This window comes from Streptococcus mitis, from assembly GCF_026782865.1.
Classification (GTDB): Bacteria; Bacillota; Bacilli; order Lactobacillales; family Streptococcaceae; genus Streptococcus; species Streptococcus mitis_CG.
Genome location: NZ_JAKUXK010000014.1, coordinates 39,731 through 55,795, shown reverse-complemented (window position 1 = coordinate 55,795; position 16,065 = coordinate 39,731). Strand labels below are relative to the sequence as shown.

Sequence of the window (16,065 nt, the reverse complement as noted above, 5' to 3'; positions counted from 1 at the left end):
GATAAACCTCTTGTTTTTATTTTCTTTATTATAGCATATTTCGAAAGTCTAAATTTCTCTATTTTTTAGATTTTCCTCTGTAAATCTTACCATTCAAGCAAAAACGAACAAACATGTCATTTGTTCGTTTTCATTTTGAGAGGATTAATTAGATTTTCACTTCAATAACGGCATCTCCCTTCGCAACTGAACCTGTTGCGACTGGAGCTACTGAAGCGTAGTCAGCTGTGTTTGTAACGATAACCATTGTTGTATCGTCAAGTCCAGCTGCAGCGATTTTGTTTGAGTCAAATGTTCCAAGAACATCGCCAGCTTTAACCTTGTCACCTTGGGCAACTTTTTGTTCGAAACCTTCACCGTTCATTGTTACAGTGTCGATACCAACGTGGATCAAAACTTCAGCACCATTAGTTGTTTTCAAACCAAAGGCATGTCCTGTTGCAAAGGCGATTGAAACTTCAGCATCAGCTGGTGCATAAACCACACCTTGGCTTGGTTTCACAGCGATACCTTGTCCCATAGCTCCACTTGAGAAGACTGGGTCATTGACATCAGCAAGAGCGACAACGTCACCGACGATAGGAGTTACAAGTGTTTCATTTTGAAGAGCTGCTGGCGCAACTTCTTCTTTTTCTTCAGCTACTTCAGCTTGTTTTGCAGATGGAGTTGCGTCTACTTCATCCTCGTAACCAAACATGTAAGTAAGGGCAAAACCAAGGGCAAATGATACAGCTACCATAAGAAGGTATTGAGCAAGTTGTCCGTTACCGATGTAAAGCATTGTACCAGGGATGATGGTGATACCATTACCAGTACCAGCAAGTCCAAGGATTGAAGCCAATCCACCACCGATTGCACCAGCAATCAATGAAAGGAAGAATGGTTTACGGAAGCGCAAGTTCACCCCGAAGATAGCAGGCTCTGTAATACCGAGGAAGGCAGAAAGAGCAGCTGGGAAAGCAAGTGTTTTTAGTTTTGGATTTTTCGTTTTAATACCAACCGCAACAGTCGCAGCACCTTGCGCTGTCATAGCAGCTGTGATAATAGCGTTGAATGGGTTAGCATGGTCAGCAGCAAGCAATTGAACTTCAAGCAAGTTGAAGATGTGGTGCACACCTGACACGACGATCAATTGGTGAACCCCACCGATCAAGAAACCACCAAGACCAAATGGTAAGCTAAGGATCGCTTTTGTAGCGATAAGGATGTAGTTTTCAACGACGTGGAAGACTGGTCCAATGACAAAGAGTCCAAGGATAGACATGACCAAAAGTGTCACGAATGGCGTTACCAAGAGGTCAATCACATCTGGAACAACCTTGCGGACAGCTTTTTCAAATTCAGCTCCGACAACCCCGATGATGAAGGCTGGAAGAACGGAACCTTGCAAACCAACAACAGGGATGAAACCAAAGAAGTTCATAGCTGTTACTTCACCACCTGAAGCAACTGCCCAAGCGTTTGGAAGCGAGCCAGAAACAAGCATCATACCAAGAACGATACCAACGGCTGGATTTCCACCGAATACACGGAAGGTTGACCACACAACCAAACCTGGCAAGATGATAAAGGCTGTATCTGTCAAGATTTGCGTGTAAGTTGTCACATCAGCTGGAAGTGTCATTCCAAGAGCAGTCAATAGACCACGCACACCCATGAAAAGACCTGTTGCTACGATAACTGGGATGATTGGAACGAAAACGTCACCGAAAGTACGGATAGCACGTTGGAACCAGTTCCCTTGTTTGGCAGCTTCTGCTTTCATATCATCTTTAGATGATGTTGGCAAACCAAGGGCAACAACTTCATCGTACATTTTGTTAACTGTACCTGTACCAAAGATGATTTGGTATTGACCTGAGTTAAAGAAAGCACCTTGAACTTTTTCCAAGTTCTCAATCACTTCTTTATTGATTTTTCCTTCATCTTTGACCATGACACGAAGACGAGTCGCACAGTGGGCAACACTGTTGACATTTTCACGTCCGCCCAAGGCATCGATGACTTTTTTTGCAATTTCCTGATTGTTCATTTGCAAAAATCTCCTTATATAAAATTTTGTTCTTGTTTGAAAGCGATTTTATCCGCCCTTACGACTATTATTTTATCATGTTTTAAAAATATGTCAAGCGTTTTGCAGAAAAATATTCTATCCACTTAGTGGACACGCTTTAGATTGATTGTTTTTGACTATTTTATCAGGTATTCCTTGAAAAAATAAGTTTATAATCATGATTAAAAAGGCTTTGATTTCATTATCTTTCATATTTTCGTAAAAAGTTGATTGATTTTCTGGTTTTGATTTATGATAAACGTTTGACAGTTTTTTCTCTTTTTTAACATAAAAGACTTGCATTTTTTATCGAAAACGGTTACTATTAGAAGTGATAAGATTTTTGGAGGAATGAATGAATGGAATGGACTACTGAGCGTCGTTACAGACTTTATCAAGATTGGACGCAAGAAGAAATTCAAAATATAAAGGAAAATATGTCTCAATCTCCATGGCATACTCATTACCATGTTGAGCCAAAAACAGGACTTCTCAACGATCCAAATGGCTTTTCCTACTTTGATGGGAAGTGGGTTGTTTTTTATCAAAACTTTCCTTTTGGTGCAGCCCACGGTTTGAAATCTTGGGTGCAGTTGGAAAGTGAGGACTTGGTTCACTTCACAGAAACTGGAGTCAAAGTTTTGCCTGATACTCCATTAGATAGCCACGGTGCCTACTCTGGTTCTGCCATGCAGTTTGGCGATAACTTGTTCCTATTTTATACAGGAAATGTCCGTGATGAAAACTGGGTCCGTCACCCTTACCAGATTGGGGCTTTGATGGACAAGGATGGCAAGATTACAAAGATTGACAAGATTTTGATTGACCAGCCTGCTGACTCAACTGACCACTTCCGCGATCCGCAAATTTTTAACTTTAAAGGTCAATACTATGCTATCGTCGGTGGACAGGACTTGGAGAAAAAAGGATTTGTCCGTCTCTATAAGGCTGTAAATAACGACTACACAAACTGGCAAGCAGTTGGCGACCTTGACTTTGCTAACGACCGTACTGCCTATATGATGGAATGTCCAAATCTGGTTTTTGTAGAGGAGCAACCTGTTCTTCTCTACTGTCCACAAGGATTGGATAAGAAAGTTCTAGACTACGATAATATCTATCCAAATATGTATAAGATTGGGGCTTCCTTTGACCCTGACAATGCCAAAATGGTAGATGTGTCTCAACTTCAAAACATGGACTATGGTTTCGAAGCCTATGCAACTCAAGCCTTCAACGCTCCTGATGGACGTGCTCTAGCTGTTAGCTGGCTTGGCTTGCCTGATGTTTCATATCCATCTGACCGTTTTGACCACCAAGGAACCTTCTCTTTGGTCAAAGAACTCACTATCAAAGACGGCAAACTCTACCAATACCCAGTCGCAGCTGTTAAAGACCTTCGTGCTTCTGAAGAAGCCTTCTCAAATCGTGCCCAAACTAAGAACACTTACGAACTTGAACTCAGCTTGGAAGCTAATAGCCAGAGCGAGATTGTCTTACTAGCTGATCAAGAAGGCAAGGGACTTTCCATCAACTTTGACCTTGTAAATGGTCAAGTGACAGTAGATCGTAGCCAAGCTGGTGAACAGTACGCCCAAGAATTTGGGACAACTCGTTCTTGCCCAATCGATAACCAAGCTACTACTGCTACGATTTTCATCGATAACTCTGTCTTTGAAATTTTCATCAATAAAGGAGAAAAAGTATTTTCCGGTCGTGTCTTCCCACATGCGGACCAAAATGGCATCCTGATTAAATCTGGAAACCTAACTGGAACTTACTATGAATTAGATTATGGTCGCAAAACTAACTGATGTCGCCAAACTTGCAGGCGTCAGCCCTACTACCGTTTCTCGGGTTATCAATAAAAAAGGCTATTTATCAGAGAAAACCATTCAAAAGGTCAATGAAGCCATGCGGGAATTGGGCTATAAACCCAACAACCTAGCTCGCAGTCTACAAGGAAAATCAGCTAAGTTAATCGGCTTGATTTTCCCAAATATTTCCAATGTTTTCTATGCAGAATTGATTGATAAACTGGAACACCAACTCTTCAAAAATGGTTACAAGACCATCATCTGCAACAGTGAGCACGATTCTGAGAAGGAACGCGAATACATCGAAATGTTGGAAGCCAATCAGGTGGACGGCATCATTTCTGGTAGTCACAACTTGGGAATCGAAGACTACAATCGCGTGACGGCGCCGATTATTTCCTTTGACCGAAACCTGTCTCCAGACATTCCTGTTGTCTCTTCTGACAACTATGCTGGTGGGATTCTTGCTGCCCAGACCTTGGTTAAGACAGGTGCCCAGTCTATCATCATGATTACAGGGAATGACAATTCCAATTCGCCAACTGGACTACGCCACGCTGGTTTTGCTTCTGTACTCCCCAAAGCTCCTATTATCAATGTTTCCAGTGACTTTTCTCCTGTCAGAAAAGAAATGGAAATCAAGAATATCTTGACTCGACAAAAGCCAGATGCCATCTTTGCTTCAGATGATTTGACAGCTATTCTGGTCATTAAAATCGCTCAAGAACTGGGCATTTCTGTCCCTGAAGAGCTCAAGGTCATCGGCTATGATGGGACTTACTTTATCGAGAACTACTACCCTCAACTGGCGACCATCAAGCAACCCTTGGAAGAGATTGCCTGCCTCACTGTTGACCTTCTCTTACAAAAGATCGAAGGCAAGGAAGTCGCAACAACAGGCTACTTCTTACCAGTCACCCTATTACCAGGAAAAAGTATTTAAATACAAGAAAACTCAGACCAATTGGTCTGAGTTTTTTTATGATCTTAAATTTTCTAAATAACGCTGGGCTGTCTCTAGGTTAAAGGTTTTATCTGCGATGAGGCGCTCTACTAGGGGAGCTACCTCAGATTCACTAGCACCTGCGAGAAGTGCCAAGGATTTGGCCTGCAATTTCATGTGGCCTTGCTGGATGCCTGTACTCACCAAGGCTTTGAGGGCCGCAAAGTTTTGTGCAAGCCCGATAGATACGATAATCTGGGCTAATTCTTTGGCAGAAGGATTTCCCAGTAATTCATGACTGAGGGCTACACGAGGGTTGAGACCGATAGAGCCACCCTTGGTCGCTACAGGCATGGGCAGAGTCATCTCACCTACCAATTCTTCTCTTTCAAGGTCCAGTGTCCAGCGACTAAGACCTTGGTAGCGTCCATCTCGACTGGCAAAAGCATGGGCCCCTGCCTCAATGGCACGCCAGTCATTACCAGTAGCAATCAAAATGGCATCAATACCATTAAAAATCCCTTTATTATGAGTAGCAGCTCGGTAAGGATCAGCCTGGGCAAACTGACTAGCCAAAGCTATTTTCTCCGCAATCTCCCGTCCTTGCTCCTTTTGGCGACTCAAGTAGCGAAAGGCGATACGACAGCTTGCCGTCACCAGAGAATCGGTCGCGTAATTAGACAAGATTCCCATAAGACTCTGTCCCTGACTGAGTTCTTCTAAGACTGGTTTCAAGGCTTCCAGCATGGTGTTGAGCATATTGGCTCCCATGGCTTCCTGGGTATCAACATGGAGATAAACAACGAGAAAGTCTGTTTCACCTTTGATCTGCTCTACATGCAGATCACGCGCCCCACCTCCACGTTTGACGATAGAAGGATAGGCTTGATTGGCAAGTTCCAAGAGTTCGGCTTTCTTGCTGGCAATTTTCTCTTGCGCTTGTTCAGGATTAGCAACTTGATAAAGAGCTACCTGCCCAATCATCTGGCGCTCATGGACTTGAGCAGTAAAACCGCCTGCTCGCTTGATGATTTTGCTGGCATAGCTGGCCGCAGCAACCACAGAAGGCTCTTCTGTCACATAGGGAACTGTGTAATCCTGACCATTCACCAAAAGCTCTGGAATAATGGAATAAGGCAGAGAAAAAGTCCCCACCACATTCTCACTCAGCTGGTCTGCAACAGCCAAGCTGACTTGTTCATCCTGCTCCAGACTCCTTTGCTTTTCAGGACTAAGGAGCGCCTGAGCTCGCAACAACTCAAGGCGCTCATGGTATGATTTTTTAGAAAATCCATTCCAACTTATCTTCATTATTTTTCAACCTTGCTATAACGGCGTTGGTGATTGAGAATTTCAACCAAGGCAAAATCTTGATTTTCATAGCCAGCAAACTGGGCAGAATTTGTTTCATCTAAGTCTACTTCCTCAAAGAAGACTTTTTCATAGTCTGCAACAGATAGGGCAGTTCGTTGGTTGAGCTTGTTCAAGCGGTCTTTATCCAGATAGGCTTCATAACCCTCAACCAATTCACCACTGAAAAACTCAGCCACAGCTCCACTTCCATAACTGTAGAGGGCGATTTTATCTCCAGCCTTCAAAGTCTCCGCATTTTCCAAAAGAGATAGGAGACCGAGGAAGAGGGAACCTGTATAGATATTCCCAATCATCTGACTGTAGAGAATTGATTTGTCAAAGTTTTCTTGCAGATTATCCTTTTTTTCCTGCGGTAGATTCTTGTCCATTATCTTGCGCAAGCCTTTTAGGGCTAACTTAGGATAAGGCAAGTGGAAACAGATAGCTGCAAAATCATTCATAGTCCAATCATAGCGTTTCTTGTACTCATCCCAAGTTGTCGTAAGACTATCAAGATATTGCTGAGTCGAATACAAACCGTTTACAAAAGGAGTACTTGAATAGTTAGGACGCCAGAAATCCATGATGTCACGGGTCTGAGCCACATTATCATTATTAAAGGCCATAATGCGTGGATTTTGTGTAATCAACATGGCTACACTTCCAGCACCCTGAGTAGGTTCTCCTGGAGTTTCAATACCGTATTTGGCAATATCACTGGCAATGACCAAGACCTTGGACTCTGGAGAATTTTCCACATGCAGTTTTGCATAATGGAGGGCAGCTGTTGCTCCATAGCAGGCTTCTTTAATCTCGAAACTACGAGCGAAAGGCTGAATACCCAACAATCCATGCACAAAGACCGCTGCAGCTTTACTCTGGTCAATTCCTGATTCAGTCGCAACGATGACCATGTCAATTTCTTCTTTTTCTTTATCAGTCAAAATCGAGTTACTTGCACTCGCCGCCAAGGTTACAATGTCCTCAGTCATGGGCGCAATACTAATTTCATTTAGCAAGAGTCCCTTGCTAAATTTTTCGGGGTCAACTCCCCTCGCTACTGCTAAATCTTGTAATTTCAAGACATATTGACTGGTTGCAAAACCAATCTTATCAATACCGATTGTCATATTTACCTCTGTTTTTTCATTCATTGTAAAAAATCGTTCTATACTATTTTATCACAAATAGGAATAAAAGAGAGAAAAAAGACTTGATTCACCAAATCAAGTCTGTTTAAGAAAACATCAAAAGGAAGCTTTCCTATGATTTTGAATATAATAATAAAGCTTTAAAATAACCGTCCCGCTTGCCATACCAATAGAGATTACTAAAGCCAACATGACAACCAAGGTTGCACTTGCAATTGCATGATTATAATCTCCAGTAACAAAAAAAGCAGTCGTCCGATAAGATAAATAGCCTGGGACTAAGGGAGCTAAAATTGCCAATACAAAAACAACCACCGGTGTCTTATAGAGAATACTTAAAATTTGACTAATACAAGATCCTATTACCGCAGCTATAAAAGTAGCTACAATGACATTTGTAGGGTCCTTGAGTAAAATATATATAATCCAGACGCCCATCCCAAGAATACCAGCAGGTAACAACATAGAGCGCTGTACATTCAAAACAATTAAAAAAGTAATAATAGCGAGTAGGCTTGCAATGGCTTGTAGTAAGATAGTTGTTAGTGTCATATTAGGTCATTAATACTAGGGCTACAGAAGTACCAGCCCCTAAGGCGAGGGTAATGAGCAAAGATTCAAACATCTTGCTCATACCAGAGTTGATATGATTTGTCATGATATCCCGTACGGCATTTGTCAGAGCAATTCCTGGTACAAAAGGCATGACTGCTCCTGCTATAATCAAGTCTGCCGTTGAAGGAAAGCCTGTGTAACGAGCCCAAAACTGGGCTATCAGCCCAAAGACAAAGGCTCCAGCAAAGGCTGTCACAAAAGGAATTCGGATAAATTTTTCCACATAGAGGGAAAAGGCAAAACCAAATAAGGTAGCTACTCCTGCCCCAAGTGCGTCGTAGATGTTTCCACTAAACATAACTGAAAAAAAAGGGGCACTAAAGGTCGCAGCCAGAGTCACCTGCAACTTAGTATAGGGAAGGGGTTGGGCTTGCAAGGCCGTCAATTGCTTGAAGGCTGTCTCTAAATCAATTCGCCCCCCAACCAGTTGACGAGAAATCTGGTTCACATCGCAGACTTTTTCAATGTTATAAGAAGAGGAAGTCACGCGCTTCATACGCGAAATATTGGTATTTTCAATTGAGAAAAAGATTGCGGCAGGCATGGCAAGAACATTGCAATCCACAATCCCCTGCGAATGCGCAATGCGGATCATGGTATCTTCTACACGATGAATCTCTGAGCCACTTTTGAGAAGAATGGTTCCAGCTAACATGATCACATCGATGATGGCATTTAACTCTCTCGATTCGTCCATTTTTTTCTCCTTTTAGTTACTTTCTCTATTCTATCACAAAAATTCAATTTAAAAAAATCTTTGTCATAATATCATGACAAAGATCGGCTTATTATCAAGGAGTTTCATGGTTTCCTTCACTACTTGGTTGACTTGGTGTAGGAACCGTTCCTTGTTGATTACCTTGTTGATTCCCTTGCTGGCCACCTTGTTGATTCCCTTGATTTGGAGTAGTAGTGGAACCTTGGTTACCACGTTGAACTGACGTTGAAGAGGAACTTGATGGTGGTGTTTTGGGTTTATAAATCGAAATTTTAATACGTGTGCTGGCTAGATCAATTTTTTCACCCGCTTTTGGAGTCTGATTCACAACATTTCCTTCTACTGTTCCTTCAGGAGCAGTTGACACTTCAACAACTTCAATATTAGCCTCTTTCACCCCAACAATTTGAATCAAATTATTTTTAGTGAATTCAAGACTTGAACCGATATAACCCGGCATGGTTACACTAGTTACCTTTTTAGCAACTGTTAAAACAATCATACTAGCCTTTGATAAGTCATACGTAGTTCCTGCTACTGGTGTTTGTCTTAGAACCGTTCCTGGTTCACTTTCACTGGATTCTTCCTCTTCCATCTTAATGAGATTTTCAGGAACCTTCTTATCCTTAAGTTCAGCTACAACATCAGTATATTTCCGACCAACATAATTACTCAATTGGAAAGATTGCTTACCAGAAGAAACAATCAAATTGACCTTTGTCCCTTCTTTTCGACTACTACCCGCTTCAGGATCCGTTCGAATGACACGTCCTTCTGCTACCGTATCACTAGCTTCTGATTTTTCTTCACCTGCTTCGAAATTAGCTTTTTTAAGAGCTTCTTTAGCTTCAGCCACAGTTTGTCCAGCCACATTCGGAATGGAAATTGTTGCCGGTGTTCTAGAGAAAATCCAGATCAAAGAAGCAGCTACTAATAGAACACTTGCCAAAAGAATCAAATATCGAGCTTTAAACTTCCGCTTTTTCTTTAATTTTGGCGTAGGCGCTTGCTCTTCGACCTGCGGAGTCACTTTCTTCACTTGAGGAGGTTCTTCTTGTACCGGAGCTTTAGGAATAGAAGTCAGCGTACTTTGTGGAACTTTAGGAAGAGTCTTGGTGTCCGCCTTAGTCGCATCGTCAAAGACCAGCTTTGGTTCATTGCGACGATTATAAGATAAACTACTCGACAAATCCACATACATTTCAGCGACTGATTTGTAGCGATCTGTCAATTTCTTGGCAGTTGCCTTGATAACAACATTCTCTAAAGCCTGAGGCACAGATGGATTTTCAGCTATAACCGACGGCAGTGGTTTCTGGAAATGCTGGAGGGCGATGGTCACCGCACTATCTCCATCGTAAGGAATATGACCTGTCAGCATCTCATAGAAAATAATCCCCATGGCATAGATATCACTCTGCACAGTTGCTTTAGAACCACGCGCCTGCTCTGGCGATAAATAATGAACCGAACCCAGCATTGAGTTAGTCTGAGTCAGACTTGTCTCTGCAAAGGCTACTGCAATCCCAAAGTCTGTAACCTTGGCAGTTCCATCTGGGGTCAAAAGGATATTTTGCGGTTTTAAATCTCTGTGAACAATTCCTCGAGTATGGGCTAAGCGCATAGCCAAGAGGATTTGTCCCATGATTCGAATCGCTTCTTCATTTGAAAGAGGGTGATGTTCCTTGATATAGCGTTTGAGGTCTAATCCAGCAACATATTCCATTGCGAGATACTGTTGTCCCTCTTCTTCACCGATATCTGTAATCCGAACGATATGAGGATGGTCCAAATCCGCCATGGCTCTCGCTTCCCGCTGGAAACGCGCCACAGCAATCGGATCTGTCTGGTAGTTGGTCCTCAGGACCTTCACTGCCACTTCTTCCCCGTCTAAAATCAAATCCTTGGCCAAGTAAACATCTGCCATGCCCCCTCGACCAATCTGTTTGATAATTCGATACCGCCCGGCAAAAATCTTGCCGATTTGGATCATTCTTTCGCCTCCTCATTAACAGCAATAAGGGCAACTGTGATGTTGTCTAACCCACCTGCATTATTAGCAAAACGAATCAAGGTTGCTGCCTTATCTGCCAAAGAAATATCGCTGGTTACAATATCATAGATTTCACTTCCTGAAATCATATTTGTCAAGCCGTCACTATTAAGTAAGAGATAGTCTCCTGGCTCGAGGGTGATCATTCCGAAATCAGGCTGAATTTCGTCTTTTTGACCGATAGATTGAGTAATAATATTTTTCTGTGGGTGGCTAGCTGCTTCTTCAGGTGTCAATTGACCTGCCTTGAGCAATTCATTGACCAAGGAATGGTCGCTCGTTAACTGGTGGTATTGTTCTCCACGAATTAAACCGATACGAGAATCTCCAATGTGGGCATAAATAGCCTGATTATCAATAATAGCAACAGCCTCAAGGGTTGTTCCCATTCCTTTATAAGCTTCATCTTGTCCCAATTGGTTAATCTTTTGATTTTCAATCTCAAGGTTGTTAGCAAACCATTCACGCACTTCATTAACAGTATCAATTTGAGTATCTACCCAAGCTACACCCAGGTCTGTTACCGCCATTTCACTAGCGATATTTCCCGCGCGATGACCTCCCATCCCATCAGCTAGGATAATCATTGGACGTCCTGCACGATTAATAAAATGGTTGACATAGTCTTGGTTATTTGTTCGTTTCTGACCAACATCTGTTAATAATGAAATTTCCATGTGTTAGTTCCTTCCTAATCCGATATCTTGCGAAATTGACTGATGAAGAATCCATCACTTCCATACAATTCAGGTGTGATGAGGATACAGCCATCTTTCATGATATCCTTACATTCATGTTCTAGTGTTACCTGCTCAAATTCAGGATGACTTTCTAAAAATGCCTGTACGACTTGAAAATTCTCCTCTGAGACAATAGTACAGGTACTATAAGTTATTATACCACCTTTGCCTAGTGTTTGACAAACACTACCTAATATTTCTAGCTGAATTTCCTGCAAGGACGCGAAATCTGCCGTTTCTTTATTGTATTTGATGTCTGGTTTGCGGCGCAGAAGACCAATTCCTGAACAGGGAGCATCCACCAAAATCTTATCAAATGAATCCTGACCAAAAAACTCATGCACCTTTCTGGCATCTAATTTTTGCGTTTGAACCCGATCTGCAACTCCTAAACGTTGGGCATTTTCTTGGATTAAGTCCAACTTATGGTCGTACAAGTCCAGAGCAGTAACCTGACCTGTCGTGAGATAAGAGGCTATATGGGCTGTTTTCCCACCCGGAGCCGCACAGGCATCTAGAACCTGCTCATTACCTTGTAAATCAAGAGTGGGAGCAACCAGCTGACTGGACTCGTCTTGGATGGTAATGGTTCCATCTGCAAACAAATCATGGCCTGCAAAATGCCCCTGCTCCTTAACCAGACCAGAAGGAGACAAGGATGAATCACTGGCCTCCAACAAGACTTGGATTTCCTCTTTTCGTCTTAGATCTGTTACACGAATGCTGGCCTTGTTACGCACCAAGAGACTTTCAAAAATAGCCTGCGCTCGCTCTTCTCCGTATTCTTCCTTGAGTTTGGCAACTAGCCAAACTGGGAGAGAATAGGCAATTGAATCACGCTTGTTTTTTCGCTTGATGCTAGCAATATCTGGCCAGCCCTCACGCAGAATACGGCGAAGTACGGCGTTGACCAATTTTTCACTGCCTTTTTTACGACCTTTGGCCAATTCCACTGCTTCATTGACCACAGCATGATCTGGAATCTTGTCCAAATAGCGGAGCTGGTAAGCACTCATGAGAAGAAGGACGTAGAGCCAACTGTCTAACTGGTCTCTGTCTTCGATAAAGTGGGATAGGTACCATTCCAGAGTCAGTTTACGTGCTACCGTTCCATAGACCAGCTCGGTCACCAAGCCCTTGTCTGCTGCCGAAAGTTGACTCCCCTTGAGATGCTTATTTAAGGCGATATTTGAGTATGCTTGATTGATAAAAACATCCTCTAATACTGCTAGAGCTAAACGTCTAGCCGTTTCTACTTTAGTCACCAAATCGTTCTCCTACAGTCAATGTACGTCCAACTCCGTTGAGGAAGGAAGCGATGTCCATCTTAGGTTTACCAGCTGGCTGCACTTGTTGGAGGGATAGAGCCCCTTCTGCCGTTGCGACAATTAATTCTTTCTTACCGATAGAGAGAATCTCACCTGGATTTCCCTTACCTTCCACTAGTAGTGCTTCATAGATCTTAAAACGGTCGCCCTTAAAGAAAGTATGGGCAACAGGCCAGGGGTTCATCCCACGGATTTGGTTGAAAAGTTGACGATTGCTTTTATTCCAGTCCAATTTTTCTTCCTCTGGCTTGATGTTTGGCGAGAAAGTAACCTGACTTGGATCCTGCGGTTCAGGTTTGATGTCACCAGCAATATAAGCTGGTAAAGTGTCCAAAAGCAAATCACGACCAACTAGCGCCAATTTCTCAAACAAGGTGCCGACATTGTCCTCATCCGTGATAGGAATACTACGACGAGAAATCATATCCCCTGCATCCATTTCCTTAACCATCTCCATAATGGTCACACCAGCTTCTTCATCCCCTTGAATCAAGGCATAATGGATTGGCGCTCCACCACGATGTTTAGGAAGAAGAGAAGCGTGAACATTGACCGCAAAGTCCATACTATCAAGGAGCTTACTTGGGAGAAACTGCCCAAAAGCAGCAGTCACAATTCCATCTGCTCCTAGCTGCATAATAGTTTCCATCTCTGGACTTCCAGATAGTTTTTCAGGTTGGTAGATAGGAAGTCCTGCTTCCTTGGCAGCCTGCTTGACTGGGGTTTCTTGGATCACTTTTTTACGGCCGACAGCACGGTCTGGCTGGGTCACAACGGCTAGAATTTCGTAACGGTCATCTGTCAAAAGTCCTTTTAAGACTGTTGCTGAAAAGTCGGGGGTCCCCATAAAGATTAGTTTTGTCATATCTTCTCCTTCTTATAAAAATTGCTGTGGCTCATGGTCAATGCTGAGACGGAGCTCACTATTTTCCCGTTCTTGAGTCAAGGCCAAGACCTGATTGAGGGTCGGCCCCAGCTCATCTTCTAAACGGTATTTAATTAAAATCTGGTAATGATAGAGGTTGTGAGTACGGGCGATGGGTTTGGGCGTTGGCCCAAGAATGTTACTGTTCTCTGACAAGCCTGACCGCAAAATGTTCATAACTTCATAGGCGCGTTTGATTACCTCTTCTTCCTTCTTGTGAGAAAGGGTGATGCCAATGGTGAAATAGTAAGGTGGATAACCAAGTTGTCGTCTGATTCCCATTTCATAGGCATAAAAACCTTCGTAGTCCTGGTCTTTTGCAAATCGAATAGCATAATGCTGAGGATTGTAAGACTGAATCAAGACCTGACCTGCTTTTTCAGCACGTCCTGCCCGACCTGCCACCTGAGTCAAAAGCTGGAAGGTTCTCTCAGAAGAACGGAAATCAGGCAGATTTAAGGCAGTATCCGCATTAAGCACTCCGACTAAGGTTACATTGGGAAAATCCAAACCCTTGGCAATCATCTGAGTACCTAGTAAAATATCCGCTTCCCCTCGGCCAAAGTGGTCAAGAAGAGCTTGGTGACTACCCTTCCTGCGGGTCGTATCCACATCCATCCGTAGAATGCGTGCATAGGGAAAGAGTTCTGCTAGCTCGTCATAAGCCTTCTGTGTCCCCGTCCCGTAGTAACGAATACTGCGACTCTTACAGTTAGGACAGACCTGAGGAATATCCTTAGAAAAACCACAATAATGGCAGTTCATGGTCTTGGTATCCATGTGCAGGGTCAAGGATATATCACAGTTGGGACAAGTATCCACAGTTCCACACTCCCGACACATGACAAAGCTAGAATAACCACGGCGATTGAGCATGAGAACTACCTGCTCTTTTTTAGACAGACGGTCCTGAATAGCTTCTAGCAAAGGAGGCGTAAAGTTTGACGTCTCATTCTGCCCGATATGGTCCCGAAAGTCAATTACTTGAACCTCAGGGATCCTAGCTAAAGGATTAGCTCGTTGGGTCAGACGTAAATGTTGATAGACTCCTTTTCCAGCCCGCGCACGGCTTTCCAAACTAGGAGTTGCTGAACCAAGTACCAGGGCAGCTTGATTGTACTGAGCCCGTAAAATAGCCACTTCTCTAGCGTGATAACGGGGATTACTGTCCTGCTTATAAGTCGCTTCATGCTCCTCATCGATTATCATGACACCCAGATTTTTAAGAGGAGCAAAGATGGCAGATCTAGCACCAACAACAACTTGTGCATCGCCACGTTCTACCTTGCGCCATTCATCATACTTTTCACCATTAGACAAGCCTGAGTGAAGAATGGCCACTTTCTCACCAAATCGAGCAATAAAACGCTCCGTCATTTGTGGAGTCAAGGAAATCTCAGGCACCAGTAAGATGGCTGTTTTCCCCTTATCCAAAGCTCCTTGGATTATTTGTAAGTAAACCTCGGTCTTCCCACTTCCTGTAATCCCTTGAAGGAGGAAGGGAGGCTGATGACTGCCAATCGCACTGACAACCGCATCACGCGCCTGCCTTTGCTCTGGATTCAACTCCAAAGGCTGACTTGCTTCAATTCCTTCAAAATAAGCAGCCGAGCGTTGGACTTCTTTTTGGACTATGGTAACAGCACCTTGTTCCACAAAGAAGTTGACTTGCTCCCGCGAGTAGGATTCTAACAAACTAGCCAAGGAAGCACTCTCAGGATGAGAAAGCAAATAGTCTCTCAGTTCTAACTTTTTCTTGGCGCGTGTAGAAATCTCTACACTTTCTAATTGAGCAAGATTCACCTCATACCAAGACTGGGTCTTGACCTTCTTTTGATCGACTGCCTGATACTCCAGACCAAGCAGGCCTTTTCTAGTCAAACGCATCATTTCGGCTTGTTTGGCAAGGTCTAGTGAAGAAAAGGCAAGCGAATCCTCTGAACCAAACAATCGCTCTCGGTCTTCCTTACTCAGACCTGCCAGAGGATAGAGAATCTTGTCATAGCTGGAGTTCAGAAACCCTGGTAACATAGCCTTGAGGATGGAGATTTTATAGGAGAAGACGGACTTGCGTAACTCCTCAGCAAGCCAGAGTTGTTCTTGCGTGAGAACAGGAGAAAAATCCAGCACCTCAGCAATATCTTTTAAATCTTGCTCCATCTCTTCCTCATCTGATTGAGACTCCAAACCAAGAACAATCCCTTGAATCAGGCGATTGCCCTTACCAAAAGGCACGTGAACCCGCATCCCAACTTCTAGCATTCCCTCAAATTCCTTAGGAATCCTGTAACTATAGGGCTGGTCCGTCTGCATCAAGGGCACATCTACGATAATCTTGGCTAGGGCCATCTTCTCACCTCCTCCTTGTC

The 16,065-nt window shown here is 43.3% G+C and carries 12 protein-coding genes; 2 read left to right on the top strand and 10 right to left on the bottom strand.

What is annotated here, in order from left to right:
• Positions 1-148 precede the first annotated feature (148 nt).
• Entirely contained in the window at positions 149-2,032 is a 1,884-nt protein-coding gene (locus tag MK482_RS08150) for a sucrose-specific PTS transporter subunit IIBC (protein WP_268718454.1), read from the bottom strand.
• A gap of 380 nt (positions 2,033-2,412) precedes the next feature.
• Between MK482_RS08150 and MK482_RS08145 the strand changes: the two genes are divergently transcribed.
• On the top strand, positions 2,413-3,867 hold the full coding sequence (locus MK482_RS08145; RefSeq protein ID WP_268718453.1) for a glycoside hydrolase family 32 protein: 1,455 nt from the start codon (positions 2,413-2,415) through the stop codon (positions 3,865-3,867).
• Positions 3,848-4,813 carry a LacI family DNA-binding transcriptional regulator gene (locus MK482_RS08140; RefSeq protein ID WP_268718452.1) on the top strand — a complete coding sequence of 322 codons (966 nt, stop codon included), beginning with the start codon at positions 3,848-3,850 and terminating at the stop codon, positions 4,811-4,813. Before MK482_RS08145 ends, MK482_RS08140 begins: the two co-directional genes overlap by 20 nt.
• Positions 4,814-4,849: 36 nt before the next feature.
• On the opposite strand, the gene MK482_RS08135 is transcribed toward MK482_RS08140, so the two are convergent.
• The 9 genes from MK482_RS08135 to MK482_RS08095 form a co-directional block, all read right to left on the bottom strand.
• The gene (locus MK482_RS08135) at positions 4,850-6,124 is read right to left on the bottom strand and encodes a hydroxymethylglutaryl-CoA reductase, degradative (RefSeq protein WP_261087298.1); all 1,275 of its coding nucleotides are present in this window, start codon (positions 6,122-6,124) and stop codon (positions 4,850-4,852) included.
• Entirely contained in the window at positions 6,124-7,296 is a 1,173-nt protein-coding gene (locus MK482_RS08130) for a hydroxymethylglutaryl-CoA synthase (RefSeq protein WP_261087299.1), read from the bottom strand. Before MK482_RS08130 ends, MK482_RS08135 begins: the two co-directional genes overlap by 1 nt.
• Before the next feature lie 117 nt (positions 7,297-7,413).
• The gene (locus MK482_RS08125) at positions 7,414-7,869 is read right to left on the bottom strand and encodes a threonine/serine exporter family protein (RefSeq protein ID WP_125411542.1); all 456 of its coding nucleotides are present in this window, start codon (positions 7,867-7,869) and stop codon (positions 7,414-7,416) included.
• A 1-nt stretch (position 7,870) separates the two neighbouring features.
• The gene (locus tag MK482_RS08120) at positions 7,871-8,629 is read right to left on the bottom strand and encodes a threonine/serine exporter family protein (protein ID WP_261087300.1); all 759 of its coding nucleotides are present in this window, start codon (positions 8,627-8,629) and stop codon (positions 7,871-7,873) included.
• Between the two features lie 94 nt (positions 8,630-8,723).
• On the bottom strand, positions 8,724-10,643 hold the full coding sequence (gene pknB / locus MK482_RS08115; RefSeq protein ID WP_268718451.1) for a Stk1 family PASTA domain-containing Ser/Thr kinase: 1,920 nt from the start codon (positions 10,641-10,643) through the stop codon (positions 8,724-8,726).
• Positions 10,640-11,380: a Stp1/IreP family PP2C-type Ser/Thr phosphatase gene (locus MK482_RS08110; protein WP_261087302.1), complete on the bottom strand. Its 741-nt coding sequence runs from the start codon at positions 11,378-11,380 to the stop codon at positions 10,640-10,642. The genes pknB and MK482_RS08110 overlap by 4 nt, the downstream gene beginning before the upstream one ends.
• Before the next feature lie 14 nt (positions 11,381-11,394).
• Positions 11,395-12,708, bottom strand: coding sequence for a 16S rRNA (cytosine(967)-C(5))-methyltransferase RsmB (rsmB, locus tag MK482_RS08105; protein ID WP_261087303.1), 1,314 nt, complete (start codon positions 12,706-12,708; stop codon positions 11,395-11,397).
• The gene (gene fmt / locus MK482_RS08100; protein WP_261087304.1) at positions 12,701-13,636 is read right to left on the bottom strand and encodes a methionyl-tRNA formyltransferase; all 936 of its coding nucleotides are present in this window, start codon (positions 13,634-13,636) and stop codon (positions 12,701-12,703) included. The genes rsmB and fmt overlap by 8 nt, the downstream gene beginning before the upstream one ends.
• Before the next feature lie 12 nt (positions 13,637-13,648).
• On the bottom strand, positions 13,649-16,045 hold the full coding sequence (locus MK482_RS08095; RefSeq protein WP_261087305.1) for a primosomal protein N': 2,397 nt from the start codon (positions 16,043-16,045) through the stop codon (positions 13,649-13,651).
• Between the last annotated feature and the right edge of the window lie 20 nt (positions 16,046-16,065).

Excerpts from the sequence above, each read along its gene's own strand:
- MK482_RS08130 (WP_261087299.1), bottom strand. The coding sequence starts at position 7,296 with ATGACAATCGGTATTGATAAGATTGGTTTTGCAACCAGTCAATATGTC.
- MK482_RS08120 (WP_261087300.1), bottom strand. The coding sequence starts at position 8,629 with ATGGACGAATCGAGAGAGTTAAATGCCATCATCGATGTGATCATGTTA.
- MK482_RS08140 (WP_268718452.1), top strand. The coding sequence starts at position 3,848 with ATGGTCGCAAAACTAACTGATGTCGCCAAACTTGCAGGCGTCAGCCCT.
- MK482_RS08125 (WP_125411542.1), bottom strand. The coding sequence starts at position 7,869 with ATGACACTAACAACTATCTTACTACAAGCCATTGCAAGCCTACTCGCT.
- MK482_RS08145 (WP_268718453.1), top strand. The coding sequence starts at position 2,413 with ATGGAATGGACTACTGAGCGTCGTTACAGACTTTATCAAGATTGGACG.
- MK482_RS08095 (WP_261087305.1), bottom strand. The coding sequence starts at position 16,045 with ATGGCCCTAGCCAAGATTATCGTAGATGTGCCCTTGATGCAGACGGAC.
- MK482_RS08110 (WP_261087302.1), bottom strand. The coding sequence starts at position 11,380 with ATGGAAATTTCATTATTAACAGATGTTGGTCAGAAACGAACAAATAAC.
- fmt (WP_261087304.1), bottom strand. The coding sequence starts at position 13,636 with ATGACAAAACTAATCTTTATGGGGACCCCCGACTTTTCAGCAACAGTC.
- pknB (WP_268718451.1), bottom strand. The coding sequence starts at position 10,643 with ATGATCCAAATCGGCAAGATTTTTGCCGGGCGGTATCGAATTATCAAA.
- MK482_RS08150 (WP_268718454.1), bottom strand. The coding sequence starts at position 2,032 with ATGAACAATCAGGAAATTGCAAAAAAAGTCATCGATGCCTTGGGCGGA.
- MK482_RS08135 (WP_261087298.1), bottom strand. The coding sequence starts at position 6,124 with ATGAAGATAAGTTGGAATGGATTTTCTAAAAAATCATACCATGAGCGC.